At 64.2% G+C, this 14,579-nt stretch carries 13 protein-coding genes and 1 pseudogene; 9 read left to right on the top strand and 5 right to left on the bottom strand.

Annotated elements, in window-relative coordinates:
• The first annotated feature begins 44 nt into the window (after positions 1-44).
• Positions 45-513 (top strand): annotated as a pseudogene (locus tag M2334_RS13830) (low molecular weight protein-tyrosine-phosphatase).
• Here the strand turns inward: M2334_RS13830 and M2334_RS13825 are convergent.
• Complete coding sequence (locus M2334_RS13825; RefSeq protein ID WP_264595060.1) at positions 500-1,429, bottom strand: 1-phosphofructokinase family hexose kinase; 930 nt, start codon at positions 1,427-1,429, stop codon at positions 500-502. The pseudogene M2334_RS13830 and the gene M2334_RS13825 sit on opposite strands and share 14 nt — an antisense overlap.
• 274 nt (positions 1,430-1,703) lie before the next feature.
• On the opposite strand from M2334_RS13825, the gene M2334_RS13820 reads away from it, so the two are divergent.
• The 6 genes from M2334_RS13820 to M2334_RS13795 all read left to right on the top strand — a co-directional run bounded on the left by M2334_RS13820 (position 1,704) and on the right by M2334_RS13795 (position 10,086).
• Positions 1,704-3,674 (top strand): extracellular solute-binding protein, encoded by a 1,971-nt coding sequence (locus M2334_RS13820; protein WP_264595059.1) that lies wholly within the window; start codon positions 1,704-1,706, stop codon positions 3,672-3,674.
• On the top strand, positions 3,671-4,750 hold the full coding sequence (locus M2334_RS13815) for a microcin C ABC transporter permease YejB (protein WP_181558805.1): 1,080 nt from the start codon (positions 3,671-3,673) through the stop codon (positions 4,748-4,750). Before M2334_RS13820 ends, M2334_RS13815 begins: the two co-directional genes overlap by 4 nt.
• 65 nt (positions 4,751-4,815) lie before the next feature.
• The gene (locus M2334_RS13810) at positions 4,816-5,835 is read left to right on the top strand and encodes an ABC transporter permease (RefSeq protein ID WP_413714904.1); all 1,020 of its coding nucleotides are present in this window, start codon (positions 4,816-4,818) and stop codon (positions 5,833-5,835) included.
• A complete protein-coding gene (locus M2334_RS13805; protein ID WP_264586640.1) occupies positions 5,832-7,457 on the top strand; it encodes an ABC transporter ATP-binding protein in 1,626 nt (541 codons plus the stop codon). Before M2334_RS13810 ends, M2334_RS13805 begins: the two co-directional genes overlap by 4 nt.
• Before the next feature lie 236 nt (positions 7,458-7,693).
• Entirely contained in the window at positions 7,694-8,092 is a 399-nt protein-coding gene (locus M2334_RS13800) for a VOC family protein (protein ID WP_181560230.1), read from the top strand.
• Between the two features lie 917 nt (positions 8,093-9,009).
• Positions 9,010-10,086 (top strand): ABC transporter substrate-binding protein, encoded by a 1,077-nt coding sequence (locus tag M2334_RS13795; RefSeq protein WP_264586641.1) that lies wholly within the window; start codon positions 9,010-9,012, stop codon positions 10,084-10,086.
• Positions 10,087-10,106: 20 nt separating this feature from the next.
• Here M2334_RS13795 and M2334_RS13790 read toward each other — a convergent pair whose 3' ends face one another.
• The 3 genes from M2334_RS13790 to gmk all read right to left on the bottom strand — a co-directional run bounded on the left by M2334_RS13790 (position 10,107) and on the right by gmk (position 13,227).
• Complete coding sequence (locus M2334_RS13790; protein ID WP_264577533.1) at positions 10,107-10,556, bottom strand: YaiI/YqxD family protein; 450 nt, start codon at positions 10,554-10,556, stop codon at positions 10,107-10,109.
• Complete coding sequence (locus M2334_RS13785) at positions 10,556-12,355, bottom strand: DEAD/DEAH box helicase (protein ID WP_264595057.1); 1,800 nt, start codon at positions 12,353-12,355, stop codon at positions 10,556-10,558. Before M2334_RS13785 ends, M2334_RS13790 begins: the two co-directional genes overlap by 1 nt.
• Positions 12,356-12,546: 191 nt before the next feature.
• Positions 12,547-13,227 carry a guanylate kinase gene (gmk, locus tag M2334_RS13780; RefSeq protein WP_264595056.1) on the bottom strand — a complete coding sequence of 227 codons (681 nt, stop codon included), beginning with the start codon at positions 13,225-13,227 and terminating at the stop codon, positions 12,547-12,549.
• Between the two features lie 397 nt (positions 13,228-13,624).
• On the opposite strand from gmk, the gene M2334_RS13775 reads away from it, so the two are divergent.
• The gene (locus tag M2334_RS13775; RefSeq protein ID WP_264578257.1) at positions 13,625-13,828 is read left to right on the top strand and encodes a Flp family type IVb pilin; all 204 of its coding nucleotides are present in this window, start codon (positions 13,625-13,627) and stop codon (positions 13,826-13,828) included.
• A 112-nt stretch (positions 13,829-13,940) separates the two neighbouring features.
• Positions 13,941-14,129, top strand: coding sequence for a flagellar FlbD family protein (locus tag M2334_RS13770; protein ID WP_264605714.1), 189 nt, complete (start codon positions 13,941-13,943; stop codon positions 14,127-14,129).
• 20 nt (positions 14,130-14,149) lie between these two features.
• Here M2334_RS13770 and M2334_RS13765 read toward each other — a convergent pair whose 3' ends face one another.
• Positions 14,150-14,476 (bottom strand): hypothetical protein, encoded by a 327-nt coding sequence (locus tag M2334_RS13765; protein ID WP_264572147.1) that lies wholly within the window; start codon positions 14,474-14,476, stop codon positions 14,150-14,152.
• Positions 14,477-14,579 lie beyond the last annotated feature (103 nt).

The raw sequence follows: 14,579 nt of genomic DNA, 5'->3' as shown, positions 1-14,579 counted from the left end.
CGCGGCCGGGTCGCGTTCGTCGTCCGCGCATGATAGCGAGGCGCATGCTCAAGCCAACCCCATCCGCCATTTTGTTCGTCTGTCTCGGCAATATCTGCCGCTCGCCATTGGCCGAGGCGGCCTTCCGCCACGAGGCGTCGCTGGCCGGCCTCGATGTGACGGCGGACTCGGCAGGCACGGGCGACTGGCATGTCGGGCGGCCGCCCGATCCGCGCGCGCAGGCGACGGCGCTGCGTCATGGCATCGACATCTCGACCTATCGCGCGCGGCAGATCGGGCCGGCGGATTTCCAGCGCTTCGACATGAATTTTTGCGCTGGATGGGGACAATCTCGCCAACATCCGGCGCCTCGCGCCCGCAGGGCATCGCGCTCATCTCCGCCTGTTGCTGGACATGGTGCCGGGGCGGGAAGGGCAGGCCGTGGCCGACCCCTATTTTGGCGATGAAGCCGGGTTCGATGTGACCTGGCGGGATGTGCAGGCGGCGGCGCGCGCGCTGGTCAGCCGGTTTTGATCTGCGCGTAGAGGCGGTCGATGTCGGCCGGGCGGGCGAGGTCGGTGCCCGGCGTCAGCACCGCCGCAGTGCCGCCGGCAATGCCATAGCGGAAGGCGTCCTCCACTGGCCAGTCGCTGGCCAGCGCATAGACCATCGCGGCGACGAAGCTGTCCCCCGCGCCGACCGCGCTTTTCGCGTCGATGGGGATGGCGGGGTGATAGAGGGTGCCCTCTGCGGTCGCCAGCACCGCGCCTTCATGGCCGAGAGTGACCGCGACATAGCGGGCGCGGCCCGATCGCACGATTTCCTGGGCCGCCGCGGCAATGGCATCCGGGCCTTTCAGGTCTCGCCCGACGAGCTGCTGCAATTCGCCCTGGCTCGGCTTGACCAGCAGCACATGCTCGCCGCTCAGGCCGCCGCGCAGACCGGCGCCTGAACTGTCGAGCACGAAGCCGATTCCGCGCGGTGCCAGCGCGGCGGCAAGCTGCCCGTAGAAATCCTCCGGCACCCCGGGCGGCAGCGACCCGCTGGCCACGAAATAATCGCACGTCACCTGACTGAGCTGGTCGAGCGCCAGCCGCCATTCGGCCTCCTCCACCACCGGTCCCGGCGGCGTGAAGCGATATTCCTTGCCGCTGTCCTTCTCCAGCACCGAGGTCGCGACGCGGGTTTCGCCCTGGATCGGGATCTGCGCGCGCACCAGTTGATGCCGGTCGAGCAAGCCATCGAGCGCCACGCCCGTCGCGCCGCCGGACAGGTAATGCACCCGCGCATTGCCGCCCAGCCGCACGAACACGCGGGCGACGTTGATGCCGCCGCCGCCGGGATTATGATATTCGCCAGCCGTCCGCATCTTGTGCGTGGCGAAGACCTTGTCGACCTCATAAGCCACATCGATGGTGGGATTGAGGGTGAGCGTGGCGATGTTCTTCATGCGCATGGGCTAGCAGGATGCGCGCGGCGATCAAAGCCGTGCCGCGCTGTGCGGCAGCCGGTTGCATTGGCAGAGCAGGCGCGGCACGATGACGAGCAGGGCGTTTACGCGCCTGGCAGCGCGAATTATGACAAGATAAGTTCGATTCGAATTGTTAGTTAAGTCAACTAAAGTTAGACATTGAACCAACGGAGCGGGTGAGGCGACATTCGGCGCAAGATCGAATGGGCATCACCGGATTGCTGGACTCCATCTGGGGTTCGGAAGGGAGAGTATGGCTGGAGATGCTGCGGACGGCCCGAATGACCATGGCCTGGATGATGGCGGCCCGCCACCATCTGCCGGGCCGGTGAGGCAGCGCCTCGGGGTGCTTCGGCAACTCCTGCTGGCGCTACTCTGCCTTCCGCTGCTGCTGACGATCAGTTCCGCCAGCGTTCAGGCCGTGCCGGGCGGCAATGAGCTGATCTCCAGCCATGCCTATGCGGTGTTCGGCACCCCCAAATACGGCCCCGGCTTCAAGCATTTCGACTATGCCGATCCCAAGGCGCCCAAGGGCGGCACGCTGCGGGTGGCCTATATTGGCGGCTTCGACAGTCTCAATCTCATGGCCCTGCTCGGCACGCCGCCCATCGGCATGGTGCAGGTCTATGAGCCGCTGATGCGGCGCAGTTCGGACGAGCCGGCAATGCGCTACGCGCTGGTCGCCGAGTCGATCACCTATCCCAAAGATATTTCATGGATGGATTTCCATCTCGATCCCCGCGCGCGCTGGCATGATGGCGTGCCGATCACGCCCGAGGACATCATCTTCACCATCGATCAGGCCAAGGGCCTGGTGACGCCGTCGCTCAAACGGCTGGAGCAGGCCGTGACGCGTGCGGAAAAGCGCGGGCCGCACACGGTGCGCGTCTATTTCACCCAGCCCAATAATCCCACACTGCCGACGGTGGTGATGGATATGTGGCTGCTTCCCCGCCATTATTACGCGAAGCACGCGCTCAACGCCGCCTCGCTCGACCGCCCATTGGGCAGCGGCCCCTACAAGGTCGGCCGCTTCAGCCAGGGGCGCTGGATCGAATATGAGCGCGTGAAGGATTATTGGGCCAAGGATCTGGCGGTCAACAAGGGCCGCTACAACTTCGACATCATCCGGCACGATTATTACCGGGACCAGACGGTTGCCTATGAGGCCTTCCTCGCCGGCAATGTCGACTTCCGGCAGGAAACGAGCGCAGTGCGCTGGGCAAGCGAGAAGCAGTTGCCGGCCTTCCGCGCGGGCCAGATCAAGCGGCAGGTCATCGATTACCGCAGCCCGTCCTTCTATCTGGGCATCGTCATGAACACGCGGCGGCCCGCGCTGGCGGATCGCCAATTGCGGCGCGCGCTGATGCTGGCCTATGATTTCGAGTGGGTGCGCCGGACCCTGCTCGCCGGACATCATGGCCGCCTGCACAGCTTCTACACCAACAGCGAGTTCGCGGCCGAGGGCCTGCCCCAGGGGCGGGAGCTGGAACTGCTCCAATCCGTGCAGGACGAGGTGCCGGGCGAGGTGTTCACCAAGGCGCCGGACCTGCCGGTTGGCGGGAACTGGCGCAATCGCCGGGCCAATCTCATCGAGGCGGTGCGGATCCTGCGGGCGGCGGGCTATCGCTATCAGGATGGCCGGCTGATCGACAAGACAACCGGTCGCCCCATGGCGCTTGAGCTGATCAGCTATTCCCCGCTGATGGACCGGCAGGTTTCGCTCTTTGTCGAGAATGCGCGGCAACTGGGCATCGCCATCAGTTTCCGCTCGTTCGACAGCGCGCAGTTCCGGCATCGGCTGCGGCATTATGATTATGATCTGCTGCTCAACATCCCGATGTTCCCCGGCCATGAAACGCCGAGCATCGGCCAGACACTGATCTGGGGGTCGCACGCTGCGGATCAGCCGCAATCGCTGAACTATCCGGGCGTCAAGAATCCCGCAGTCGACAAGATGCTCGCGCAGATGATCACCGCGACGGACCGCGAGACCGTGGTCGGCGCGATGCGGGCGCTCGATCGCATCCTGCTGTGGAATTTCTACGCCATTCCTTTCCAGCATGATTACCCGGCGCCGGTGGGGCAGATGCCGATCACCTATTGGGACCGGTTCGGCATGCCGAAGAAGCAGCCCGCCTATAATTTCCCGATCATGACGCTCGATACGTGGTGGGCCGACCCCGGCAAGACGGCCGGGCACGCACAAGGACAGTCCTCATGACGGCGCTCTGGTCCTATGTCGCCCGCCGGCTCCTGCTGATGGTGCCGACGCTGATCGGCATCGTCACGATCACCTTCATCATCATCCAGTTCGTGCCCGGCGGCCCGATCGACCAGATCCAGGCGCGGTTCGCCGGCACCGCGATGGACGCGACGGCTACCATCGGCGGCAGTGTGGATACCGGCGCGAGCAGCGGCATCATGCCCACCGGCGAGTTGGACCCGGCGATGGTGAAGGAGCTTGAGAAGCTCTACGGTTTCGACAAGCCGGTGCTCTATCGCTACTTCAAGATGCTCGGCGATTTTGCGCGGTTCGAGTTCGGCAACAGCTATTACAAGGACCAGCCGGTGATCGATCTGATCATCGAGAAACTGCCAGTTTCGATCTCGCTGGGCCTCTGGACCACGCTCATCACCTATCTCGTTGCCATTCCGCTCGGCATCCGCAAGGCCGTGCGCGCGGGCACCGCGTTCGATGCCTGGTCGAGCTTCTTCGTCACCATCGGCTATGCCATTCCCGGCTTCCTGTTCGCGGTGCTGCTGGTCGTGCTGTTCGCTGGCGGCACGTTCTGGAGCATCTTCCCGGCGCGGGGCCTTGTCTCGGACAATTGGGAGGAGCTCTCGCTCATCGGCAAGGTGCTCGATTATCTCTGGCACATCACCCTGCCGGTCGCCGCGATGGTCATCGGCGCCTTCGCCAACCTGACCATGCTCACCAAAAATTCGATCCTCGATGAAGTGGGCAAGCAATATGTGACGACGGCGCGGGCCAAGGGCCTCTCCGAGAACGGCGTGCTCTATGGCCATGTCTTTCGCAACGCGATGCTCATCGTCATCGCCGGCTTTCCGGCCGCCTTCGTCAGCGTGCTGTTCACCTCCTCGCTGCTGATCGAGGTGATCTTCTCGCTGGATGGCCTTGGGCTGCTGGGTTTCGAGGCGACGATCAACCGGGATTATCCGGTCATGCTTGGCTCGCTGTTCATCTTCTCGCTGCTCGGGCTGCTGACCAATCTACTCGGCGATGTCACTTATGTGCTGGTCGACCCCCGCATCGATTTCGAAAGGCGGGACGTCTGATGAACGCCGAAACGCCCGTCGCAGCCCCGGCCGTTCATCCCCGGCCTGTGCGCCCGATCAGCCGGATGAGCCCGCTCACGCGCCGGCGCTGGGCCAATTTCAAGGCCAACAAGCGCGGCTATTGGAGCCTGTGGATATTCCTTGCGCTCTATGTGGTGACGCTGTGCGCCGAGCTGATCGCCAATGATAAGCCCATCTTGCTGAGCTATCGTGGCGAGATCTATGCGCCCGTTCTGCGCGCCTATCCGGAGACCACGTTCGGCGGCGTGTTCGAGACGGAGGCCAATTATCAGGACCCCGCCGTGCGGGCGATGATCGCTGAGGGCGACGGCTGGGCGATCTGGCCGATCATCCCCTACAGCTACCGGACGATCGATTACGATATCCCCGTCACCGCGCCGTCGCCGCCGTCCGCACGCCATTGGCTGGGCACAGACGACCAAGCGCGCGATGTGCTGGCGCGCATCATCTACGGCTTCCGCCTCTCGGTGACCTTCGGCCTGCTGCTCACCTTTTTCAGCTCCATCATCGGCATCACCGCCGGCGCCATACAGGGCTATTTCGGCGGGTGGACCGACCTCATTTTCCAGCGCTGCATCGAGATCGTGCAGAGCCTGCCGATGCTCTACCTGCTCATCATCATGGCCAGCTTCCTCACGCCCAGCTTCTTCACGCTGCTCGGCGTGCTGCTGCTGGTGAGCTGGATGACCCTGGTGCACGTCGTGCGCGCCGAGTTCCTGCGCGCGCGCAATCTCGATTATGTCCGCGCCGCCCGGGCGCTTGGCCTTGGCAACCGCACGATCATGTTCCGGCACATCCTGCCCAATGCGATGGTGGCGACCATTACGTTCCTGCCGTTCATCGTCTCCTCGTCGATCACGATCCTCACGGCGCTGGATTTTCTCGGCTTCGGCATGCCGCGCGGATCGCCCTCCATTGGCGAACTGCTCAACCAGGCGAAGAACAATCTCTATGCACCGTGGCTCGGCATCGCGGGGTTCGCCGTCATGGCCACCATGCTCTCGCTGCTCATCTTCATCGGCGAAGCGGCGCGGGATGCCTTCGATCCAAGGAAATCGACATGAGCGCCACGGACACGCCCCTGCTTGCGGTCGACAGGCTGTGCTGCTCGTTCCGCTCGGAAGGCCGCATCGTCGAGGCGGTGAAGGACGTGTCATTCACGCTGGAGAAGGGCCAGACGCTGGCGCTGGTCGGCGAGTCCGGCTCGGGCAAGTCCACCGCTGCCATGTCGATCCTGCAATTGCTGCCTTATCCGGTGGCGTTCCACCCATCCGGCTCGATCCGGCTGGACGGGCAGGAGATCGTCGGCGCCAGCGAGCGCACGATGCAGACACTGCGCGGCGCCCGCATCGCACTGATCCCGCAAGAGCCGCTGACTGCGCTCAACCCGCTGCACACCATCGACCGGCAGATCATCGAGGCGATGAAGCTGCACGATCCGGCGATCAGCCGGGCGGCGGCGGTTTCCAAGACCATCGATCTGCTCAAGCTGGTTGGCTTGCGCGATGCCGAGAACCGCCTCAAATCCTATCCGCACCAGCTCTCCGGCGGGCAGCGCCAGCGCATCATGATCGCGATGGCGCTCGCCAACGAGCCGGACCTGCTCATTGCCGACGAGCCGACCACCGCGCTCGACGTGACCGTGCAGGCGCAGGTGCTCGATCTGCTCAAGGATCTGCAGCAGCGCCTCGGCATGGCGATGCTGCTCATTACCCATGATCTGGGCGTGGTACGAAAGATGGCCGAGCGCGTCTGCGTGATGACGCAGGGCGAGGTGGTGGAAGCGGGTGACACCAGCGCGGTGTTCGACAATCCCCAGCATGCCTACACCCGCAAGCTGCTCGATGCGACGCCGCGCGGCGAACCACTGAAGATCGAAGGCGATCCCGCGCCGCTGGTGCGCACCGAGGATCTGAAGGTCCATTTCCCGATCAAGGGCTGGTTCGGCAAGCCGCGCGCCTTCGTGAAGGCCGTGGACGGGGTGACGCTCTCGATTCCGCGCGGGCATACGCTCGGCGTCGTCGGCGAGTCCGGCTCGGGCAAGAGCACGCTCGGCCTTGCGCTGCTGCGCATCAGCCGCTCGGAAGGGCCGATCTGGTTCGAGGACGAGCCGCTGCACGAGCGCAACTGGAAGCAGATGCGCCCGCTGCGCAAGCGGATGCAGATCGTCTTCCAGGACCCCTTCGCCAGCCTCAGCCCCAAGATGACAATCGGCCAGATCGTGGGGGAGGGGCTGCCGATCCACCGGCCCGACCTGACGCCAGCGGAGCGCTACGAGGCCGTCGCGACGATGATCGAGGAGGTTGGCCTCTCCACGGCGGTGCTGGATCGCTACCCGCACGAATTTTCCGGTGGCCAGCGCCAGCGCATCGCCATCGCCCGCGCGATCATCCTGCGGCCCGATCTCGTGATCCTCGACGAGCCCACCTCGGCGCTCGACATGTCCGTGCAGGCCCAGATCGTCGACCTGCTCCGCAACCTACAGGCGAGCCATGGCCTGACCTATCTGTTCATCAGCCACGACCTCAAGGTCGTCCGCGCCCTCGCGCACGAAGTGGTGGTGATGCGCAACGGCAGGATCGTGGAGCAGGGCTCCTCGCAGCAAATCTTCAATGCGCCGCAGACGGACTACACGCGTGATCTAATCGCGGCGGCGTTGGAGTTGCGGGCGCGGGCGGCGGCGTGATTGGGTTAGCAAGCCCGAACTGAGTGATTGTCCGTTTAGAAATGTGGGGCTCGCATACCTGAATGGCCGCTTTGTCTTGGGAAGCGGCCATTCGCTTGTTTGAACTAAGAGAGCGTTGCCGTGTCAAAGATCACTGCCGGCGAGGATGATCCGAGCGTGACCGAGCGTCCGTGTCTGCTATGGTCGGACCGCAGGGCTGCGCTCAATCACGACGTAGCTTAATACGGAGAAGAAGCATGCTTTTTCACACGATGGTGGGATCGAACGACATTGAGCGGGCAAAGCGCTTTTATGATACCGTACTTGGCACGCTGGGGGTTGGGGAAGCGACCGTTAACGTGGCCGACAGCGGCCATAAGCGCCTGATCTACAACAACGGGAATGGTACCAATTTCATTGTTACGCAGCCAATCAACGACGAACCTGCGACCGTCGCGAACGGCGGCACCGTTGCCTTTTCATGCAGTTCGCCAGAGCAGGTAAAACAGTTTCACGATGTCGCCGTTGCAAATGGCGCCACATCGATTGAGGCACCCCCCGGTCCCCGCAATACGGCGTCTCTGGGCACGATTGAACTCGCCTATTTCCGCGATCCAGATGGAAATAAGCTGTGCGGGATCCATTTCCCCCAGTGATCGACGTTTTCTTAGTCGGCTGCCCGCCTATGCTTTGGTTGGGCAGCTGAACTTTCTGGTAAAGGCTAGGTTTCGCTGACGCTATCGCCGCTGAGAGCGACGGCGACCCGGTTCCATTGTCTCTCTCGATCGGAAGAGAAGGAGACGAATAAACTGGCTGAGGAAATCGAGCTTAGAAGAGTGATCGTCGAGAGGCAGCTATGTCGTCGTGTCTGGACAGGCCGCTTGTAAACCCAACGGTCGGGTGCGTGCCATGACCGCTTTGGAGCGTTAACAAGAGGTCGGCGAACGAAAAGCTTGGCTTGGTGAGTCGGCATCAGCAGGGGGTGTGCCAATACACGCCGTGTCCCAGTTCCGACCAGCACCCTAAGAGCATCGTCAGGTCCTTCATGTCTAAAGCGAAACCATAGCCCCAGCCACCATCGAAAGATGGCGTTGTCGCGATATCCACCATCCCTGGGTAGACTGTGACCGAATAGGGCTTCAGCCTTGCGATTGCAGGTGGCCACTTATCTTGTGGGATGTCGACGGAACGCTCTGAAGCACGAAGCGGATAGGCCCCCATCAGATGTCGAGAATCGGCTGCGATTGATTTCAGTTGCGCCTGATCATGAGTCGGGTGCGGGAGTAAGCAATATACGGCCAGCGCGCCTAAGGCGATGATTGGGAGGATAATGCGTATGCACACTTTCACCCAGGCCTCCCCATCTCTGCCCGTCCACGCCAGATGCCCCCGAGTTTACGGATCCTTCAAATGCCCGCAACGGCGTCTCGTCTGTACTGACCACTCTTGTCCTGTAACCAGCAAACCCCAACCCCCGCCACCCCAGGCAAGGATCAATGCCGTTCCGGGCATTGTTGGCGGCCTTGCGGCTCGCTAGCCTCCTGCCGTCAAAAGCGATGTGAGGGAGAAGAGGATGTCGGCATTCAATCGGGCGATGAGCCATGGCCATGCGCGTCGGCGTGGGCGCGGCGTCCTGTTGGCCGGTCTCTCACTTCTGCTTGCCGGCACCTCGGCTTGCACCCAGACGGATACGCCCGTGGCCTCGGCGTCGGCAACCTCTGCAACTGTGGCGCAGGCTGGCCCGATCCGCGCGTTCGGCAATCTCACCGTGTTCGAGTTCGCGCCGCTCTTCATCGCCGCTGAATCCTATTATCCCGCTCCCGTCACCATCGGACGCGGGAGCGTCGCCAATCTTGTCGGCGAGCCCGGTGCGACGCCAGATGACAGCAGCGCGCCGGCCGACATCGCGACCAATGCGGAGACGCAGGCGCTGCGCTATTCGCTGCGCAACCCGGACATGCGGATCGTCATGACCGTGACCGAAGGACTGTACCGCATCGTCGCGCGCAAGTCCGCCGGCATCAATTCGCTGGCTGACCTCAAGGGCAAGCGGATTGCGACCATTTCCGTCACTTCATCCGGATTCTTCACCCAGAAGATGCTGAAAACCGTCGGCCTTTCCAGCGACGATGTCACCATGGTCGGCATGAAGCTGCCGGACATGCCTCAGGCGCTGGCCGACCGGAAGGTCGATGCCGTGGCGATCTGGGAGCCGGAAGTCGAACGCGCCGCGCAGGCCATCGGCGATGATGCCATCGAGTTCAGCGGCAAGGGCGTCTATCGTGAGCTGTTCAATCTCAACACCACCGCCGGTGCGCTGGCCAATCCGGAGATGCGGCGGAACATCGTTGTGATGGTCCGCGCGATCATCGATGCCACGCAGGAGGTCCGCCGCGATCCCACACGGGCGCAGGAGCTGGTGGCGCAGAACAGCGGCTATCCGCTGGAGCTGGTCAAGCAGAGCTGGTCCCACCACAATTGGCTGGCGGACTGGACCGGCGACCTGCTGGACGTGCTCGAAGAAGAGGAAGCCTGGCTCGCCAAGCAGGACAAGCGCACGCCGCGCACCCGCGCGCAACTCGCGACGCTGATCGACACGAGCGTGCTGGAGGAAGCCAAGGCTCTGCCGCCGCTGCCCAAGCGGAAGTGACGTAACGCGGACCCTAGCCCTCAGCGCGACCGCTTCAGCCGCACGATCGTCTCATCCAGCGCCGAAAGAAAGCGTGAGCGGTCCGCCTTGCTGAATGGCGCGGGGCCGCCGATGATGTCGCCGCCGGCGCGCAGATCGGCCATGATGGCGCGGGTCGCGATGGCGCTGCCGATGGAGGCGGTGGTGAAGGGCTTGCCGGTCGGGGCGATCACGCTCGCGCCGGCTTTCAGGCAGCGATCGGCGAGCAAAATGTCCGCAGTGATGCAGATCGTCGTCGGGCCAGCCTGCTCGGCGATCCAGTCGTCGGCCGCGTCGAAGGCGTCGGACACGACCACCCGCTCGACCAGCGGATGATCGGGGATGCGGATGCGCTGGTTGCTGACGATCCTGACCGGCGTCTCATGCCGAAATGCCACCCGGTAGATTTCTTCCTTCACCGGGCAGGCATCGGCATCGACGAGGATCGCGATCATCTATCCTTGCCGGGCTTCTTGTGCGCGAAGGGCTTGGCGCCACCCTTCCACTTGTTCGGGCCCTTCTTCTTGCCGGCGCCATGCGGGCCGGGCTGGGCCTGATCCGGGCGGCCACCATGCGGCCCGCGCGCGGCGGGTGCGCGATAGGGCTTGGGCGCATGGACGGGGCGGGCATTGTCGCGGCGATTGCGGCGCGCTTCCTCGCGGGGCTTGCCGTCGGTCGGCTGGATGTCGACCTCGTCATCCTCGCTGGCGGTGCGGCGCACGGCATCGAGGAAGCGCGCAGCGACGCCGCCCGCGACCTCGAACAGCGTTTCCTGCGCCGCGATGCGGATCGCGCCGATCTCTGTGCGGCTGATATGGCCGCGCCGGCAGAGCAGCGGCAGAATCCAGCGCGGATCGGCATTCTGATTGCGGCCGACATTCAGGCGGAACCAGGCGCTCTGCTCGAAACCGGGGCGGGGGCCGCGCGGTTCGGCGGGCGCATCGCTGCCCAGCAGATCTTCAGGCTCGGGCAGGCGCGCGCGATAGGCATGGGCCAGCATCGCGGCGACATCTTCCGGGCTGCGCTCGGCCAGCAACTGGCGGCCCAGCTCATGATCTTGCTCGCTCAGTTCGACAGGGGTGCGCAGCGTTTCAAGCAGGCGCTGGGTATCGGCGCGGCGAATGTCGTCGGCGGAAGGCGGCGAAATCCAGTCCGCCTGGATGCGCGCGCCGCGCAGCATCGATTCCACCCGGCGGCGGCGTGGATAGGGCACGATGAGCACGGCGGTGCCCTTCTTGCCCGCGCGCCCGGTGCGACCGGAGCGGTGCTGCAGCGTCTCGGCATCGCGCGGAATCTCGACATGGACGACGAGACTCAGCGTCGGCAGGTCGATCCCGCGCGCGGCCACGTCGGTTGCGACGCACACGCGCGCGCGGCGGTCGCGCAAGGATTGCAGCGCCTGATTGCGCTCATTCTGGCTATGCTCGCCGGAGAGGGCAACCACCGCGAAGCCGCGCTCGACCAGCCCGGCATGGAGGTGGCGCACATTGTCGCGCGTGGCGCAGAACAGCATCGCCGTCTCAGCTTCGTGGAAGCGCAGCAGGTTCACCACGGCATGTTCGATGTCGGCCGGCGCCACAGCCATCGCCTGATAGCTGATGTCGCCATGGCCGCGCTCCTGCGTCACCGTCGAGATGCGCAGCGCGTCGCGCTGATAGCGCCGGGCCAGCGCCACGATGGGGGCCGGCATGGTCGCGGAGAAGAGCAGCGTGCGGCGCTCCTGCGGCGTGCCGTCGAGAATTTCTTCCAGATCCTCGCGGAAGCCCATGTCGAGCATCTCGTCGGCTTCGTCCAGCACCACCGCGCGCAGGGTGGAGAGGTTGAGGGCGCCGCGTTCCAGATGGTCGCGCAGGCGGCCGGGCGTGCCGACCACGATCTGCGCGCCATGCGAGAGCGCACGGCGCTCCTTGCTCGCATCCATGCCGCCGACGCAGGTGGCGATACGCGCGCCGGCCTTGCCATAGAGCCAGATCAGCTCGCGGCTGACCTGCAGCGCCAGTTCACGGGTCGGCGCGATGATCAGCGCCTGCGGCAGGCCGGGCGGCGCCATGCGCTCGCCATTTTCCAGCAGGTCTGTGGCAATGGCGAGGCCGAACGCCACGGTCTTTCCCGATCCGGTCTGCGCCGAGACGATAAGGTCGCGGCTATGCGCCTGCGCCTCCAGAACTTCGGCCTGAACGGGCGTGGGGTCGGCATAGCCGCGCTCGGCAAGGGCATTGGCGAGAAGAGGGGGGAGTGTGGAAAAGGGCATGTATCTCGCTAATCAAAAAAGAGTGGAGCGGTGGACCATCCTCGCCGCAAAGCCTGTTTCAAAGGCCTCATCTGCGCGCGTCATCCTGTTTGGTGGTCCGCCTTATGCGCCCCCCATACAGATATGGAGGGCATCTGGCTTGCAAAGTTTTGCGTGGCCGGGCCGATGGCCCCTGCGGGCCGGGCTGAGGGCTAGATTTCCTCGCGATCGAGCTTGCGGATGAAGCCGATGATACCGGTCTGCCGGTGGCGCTTGAGCCGTTCGGCCTGCAGGATCGTGAGCACCTTGGCGAAACAAGCTTCGGCATCGTCATTGACGAGCACATAATCATAGCCGTCCCAGTGCGCGATTTCGCTGTGCGCGCGCGCCATGCGCCGCTCGATCACGTCGTTGCTGTCCGTGCCGCGTCCGCGCAGCCGCGCTTCCAGCTCGATCATCGAGGGGGGCAGGATGAACACGCGGACCACGTCGCCGCCGGCCAGCTGGTGGAGCTGCTGGGCGCCCTGCCAGTCGATATCGAACAGCACGTCGTGCCCGGCTTCCAGCATCCCTTCCACCGGCGCGCGCGGCGTGCCGTAGCGATGATCGAACACATGCGCCCATTCGAGGAACTGATTGTCCGTCACCATGGAGCGGAACCGTTCCAGATCGACGAAATGATAGTCCTTGCCGTTGACTTCGCCGGGCCGCATCGGCCGGGTGGTGGCGGAGACGGACATGGTCAGGCCCGGATCATGCGCCAGCAGCTTGCGCGAGATGGTGGATTTGCCGGCACCGGACGGGGAGGACAGCACGAAAAGCATCCCCCGGCGCTTGAACGATGCGGGCTGGGCGAGCGGGTCGGCGGAAACGGGATCGGTCATGTCGGCCATGCTTGCTCCTGCCGTGAGTCTGTCGCCACGTCAATTGGCGGACTGAGACTTGGGCGGAGGAATCGCCTCTGCGCGGCCGGCGCGAACGGCTTTTTGCGCGGATCGGTGGTCTTCCAGCGGTGCCGTTAAGCGCCCGTAAAGCCAGTGGGTGCTATGGGTTATGTCATTGGAGGATGACATGATTATGCGGATTCTCCGCACCGAGCGCGGAGCAAAGGCTTTGGAACTTGGGCTGGTAACCAGCCTCACCGGTATCGCGGCATTGATTGCCGTGGCTTCACTCGGTTTGGGCTGACGGGCCTTCCGCCCTTTTAGTCCAATGTCATCTGGCGCCTTCTCTTTACCACCTCTCCACCATTTGCGGCGACGTTGAACCGACAAATGTGAGGAGTGCCCCATGCCGCGCCAGACATCACCTGCTGTTGACCGTGACCTGACGCCCTTTGCTCGGCTGCGCGCAAATGAGCGGGGCGCGACGGCAGTGGAATATGGGCTGATCGCGGCGCTGGTGTCGCTGGCCTGCGTCATGGCGTTCCTGTCGCTCGGCATCAATCTCTCCGAGCTTTTCTTCGGCATCAGCAACAGCCTGTCGGGCCGATAAGGCCGGGGGAGGCCGCAGCCTGCCAGATATTTTCCACCTTCGCGCGACGAGCAATTGCGTGGCGCGAGAATGCGCTTAGGCTGTCCCCAATCATAAGCAGGAGAGCGTGCCCATGTTCGTCAAGTTCACCAGCCCGGACCGCGCCCCCATCGCCGTCAATGCCACGCAGATTTCGTTCATCTCCAATGTCGGCGAGGGCACGCGCATTCGCTTTGGCGAAGGCCGTAGCGTGACGGTCGTCGAGCCGCTCGATGAAGTGATCGACCGGCTGAACCGAACCAACCAGCTGCCCGAAAGCTAGGCCGCGAGCGCGCCGAGACTTCAGCTGCCCGCGTTGAGATTGATCGGGGGAGCAAGCGGATTGGTCTCATCCGGGTTGGCTTGGCTTACACCGGTACCGCTCGCTTCGCCCGATAATGCGGCCGCGATCATCGCTTCCCAAATCTCTTCATTGCCTGCGCTGGCCATTGCGGCGTCCGGCTCGCGCATCGTGCGGAGCACCGCGCGTGCGTCCTCAACGCAATCTTCCCATTCCAGGTCCACAGACCGGCTGGCGCTCGGCTCGGTGCCATCAGCATTCTCGCTCAGCCGCAGTCCGGCGAGCACGCGCGCAATGCGCTCTATCAGGGGCGTATGGGAAATGGGCATGGGGACATCCTCCAGCATGGTCTCGCACAGGGGCACGCGACCGCCGCGGACGCACCATGTCCACAACGGCGATGTGCCACTTCCATCTCGCTTGGGAGCTGGC

The organism is Sphingobium sp. B11D3D, assembly GCF_025961755.1.
Taxonomy (GTDB): Bacteria; Pseudomonadota; Alphaproteobacteria; order Sphingomonadales; family Sphingomonadaceae; genus Sphingobium.
This window is presented reverse-complemented; position numbering and strand designations above follow the sequence as displayed.

Coding starts and splice junctions, on each gene's coding strand:
- M2334_RS13770 (WP_264605714.1), top strand. CDS start 13,941: ATGTTCGTCAAGTTCACCAGCCCGGACCGCGCCCCCATCGCCGTCAAT.
- M2334_RS13815 (WP_181558805.1), top strand. CDS start 3,671: ATGACGGCGCTCTGGTCCTATGTCGCCCGCCGGCTCCTGCTGATGGTG.
- M2334_RS13805 (WP_264586640.1), top strand. CDS start 5,832: ATGAGCGCCACGGACACGCCCCTGCTTGCGGTCGACAGGCTGTGCTGC.
- gmk (WP_264595056.1), bottom strand. CDS start 13,227: ATGGCCGACATGACCGATCCCGTTTCCGCCGACCCGCTCGCCCAGCCC.
- M2334_RS13820 (WP_264595059.1), top strand. CDS start 1,704: ATGGCTGGAGATGCTGCGGACGGCCCGAATGACCATGGCCTGGATGAT.
- M2334_RS13810 (WP_413714904.1), top strand. CDS start 4,816: ATGAGCCCGCTCACGCGCCGGCGCTGGGCCAATTTCAAGGCCAACAAG.
- M2334_RS13775 (WP_264578257.1), top strand. CDS start 13,625: ATGCCGCGCCAGACATCACCTGCTGTTGACCGTGACCTGACGCCCTTT.
- M2334_RS13795 (WP_264586641.1), top strand. CDS start 9,010: ATGTCGGCATTCAATCGGGCGATGAGCCATGGCCATGCGCGTCGGCGT.
- M2334_RS13785 (WP_264595057.1), bottom strand. CDS start 12,355: ATGCCCTTTTCCACACTCCCCCCTCTTCTCGCCAATGCCCTTGCCGAG.
- M2334_RS13825 (WP_264595060.1), bottom strand. CDS start 1,429: ATGAAGAACATCGCCACGCTCACCCTCAATCCCACCATCGATGTGGCT.
- M2334_RS13765 (WP_264572147.1), bottom strand. CDS start 14,476: ATGCCCATTTCCCATACGCCCCTGATAGAGCGCATTGCGCGCGTGCTC.
- M2334_RS13800 (WP_181560230.1), top strand. CDS start 7,694: ATGCTTTTTCACACGATGGTGGGATCGAACGACATTGAGCGGGCAAAG.